Annotated in this window: 2 pseudogenes; one reads left to right on the top strand and one right to left on the bottom strand. The window is 64.9% G+C overall.

Going from position 1 to position 1706, the window contains the following annotated elements:
• Window positions 1-68 precede the first annotated feature (68 nt).
• A pseudogene (locus NKH33_RS33075) lies at window positions 69-680 on the top strand (IS256 family transposase); the annotation flags it as partial.
• 38 nt (window positions 681-718) lie between these two features.
• On the opposite strand, the pseudogene NKH33_RS33070 reads toward NKH33_RS33075, so the two are convergent.
• Window positions 719-1706 (bottom strand): annotated as a pseudogene (locus NKH33_RS33070) (IS110 family RNA-guided transposase); the annotation flags it as partial.

Here is a 1706-nt window from a genome sequence, read left to right as displayed (position 1 = left end):
TGAGGGGCGAGCGGCCATGGCACGATGGTGACGTTGCAATCACCGATTCCCGAGGAAGGGGAAGTGCCATGACCAATCGAGAAGTTAGACTGAGCAGAGGCGAGTTGAAAGCGTTGCTGCTGTCGGATGAGGACGGCTTTCGCCAGGTATTGCAGACTGTGGTGCAGGAGGCTTTGGAAGCCGAGATGACGGAGGCGATCGGGGCCGAGAAAGGCGAGCGGACGGCGGAGCGGGTTAGTTTCCGGTCCGGCTATTACGAACGCAAGCTGGTGACGCGGGTGGGGGTGCTGGAGCTTCGCGTTCCGCAGGATCGGGCTGGCCGGTTCTCGACGGAGTTGTTTGAGCGCTACCAGCGTTCGGAGAAGGCATTGGTGTCGGCGCTGGTCGAGATGTACGTGCAGGGCGTCTCGACCCGCAAGGTGAAGGCGGTGACGGAGGAACTGTGCGGCCACTCTTTCTCGGCCTCGACGGTGAGCGAGGCGACGATGCGGCTGGATGAGGCGCTCAAGGCGTTCTTCACGCAGCGGCTCGAGGAAAGCTATCCGTATCTCATTTTGGACGCGCGCTACGAGCGGGCTCGCGAGGCGGGCGTGATCGCCAGCTAGGCGGTGCTGGTGGCGATCGGCGTGGATTGGGAGGGCCGGCGCCAGGTTCTGGGCGTGGAGCTGTACGGACGCAAAGAGTGGTGCGAGAGGATGAGAGTGCCGCCACGCAGCCGTTATAGTCGTTCCTCGTTTGTGGCGTCCGTGCGCCGCTTCGGCCCGCGTGACCGCCAATGCCGAACCATCAGCTCGTAGGCACGTTCGGCATTCTCGGCCGCGGCTTTCTCGCTGTTTCGCAACTCCTTCACGTTGTAGGCGTAAGCCGAACCGCGGCCGACACCGCGCTCGCCCGGCGCGCCGGCCTTGAGAGCGAGCTGCCTCTGCTTTGCCGCCACCAGCGCCGGGCGAGCCCAGAAGTAGTCCTGCTCCTTGTCAGCAGATGCCAGATCAACACGGCGAGCTTGCGGGCGAGCGCCACGGCTGCGACCTGATGGCCGCGCTTGTTGCGGATGCGTAGGAAGAAAGCCCTGAGCGGTCCGGGCGCCTTCGCCGCCGCCCAGGCGGCCTCGACCAGCATGGCACGTGCGTGGGAACGCCCGTGCTTGCTGATCCGGCCATACTGGGCGATGCCAGGACCGGATTGCCGGACGCGCGGATTGAGGCCGAAGTAGCTCACCAGCTTCTGTGGTGCGCCGAACCGGTGGATATCCCCGATCGCCGCAATGATCCCGGTGGCCACGACGGCATTGACGCCGGTGATCGTCTGAAGCCGACCGACCTGCGGATCGTCAATCGCATCCCTGGCGATATCACGATCAAGGTCTGCCAGATCCTCGGCCAGGCGATCGATCTCACGGATATGTCTGGCGATCGCGGCCCGTTCGTCGTCGGGAAGCACCTGCCGCTCAAGCCAGGCGCGGCCGCGATTGTTGAACAGATCGACATGCGGGCACTTCGGCACGAGGTGCGCCTGCAGGATGCCATGCACCTCGTTCTTCACGCGCGTGCGATGCCGAACTACCTGGTTGCGCCGCGCGACGAGGCGGCGAAGCCGCTCGGTCCGCTCGTCGGGAACCCACACCTCCGGCAGAAAGCCGCTGGCATGGAGCTGCGCCAGAACCCCGGCATCGATCTTGTCGGTCTTGATCCTGGCATGGGCGATCG

It is taken from the genome of Mesorhizobium sp. M1182 (genome assembly GCF_040318335.1).
GTDB lineage: Bacteria > Pseudomonadota > Alphaproteobacteria > Rhizobiales > Rhizobiaceae > Mesorhizobium.
This window is presented reverse-complemented; position numbering and strand designations above follow the sequence as displayed.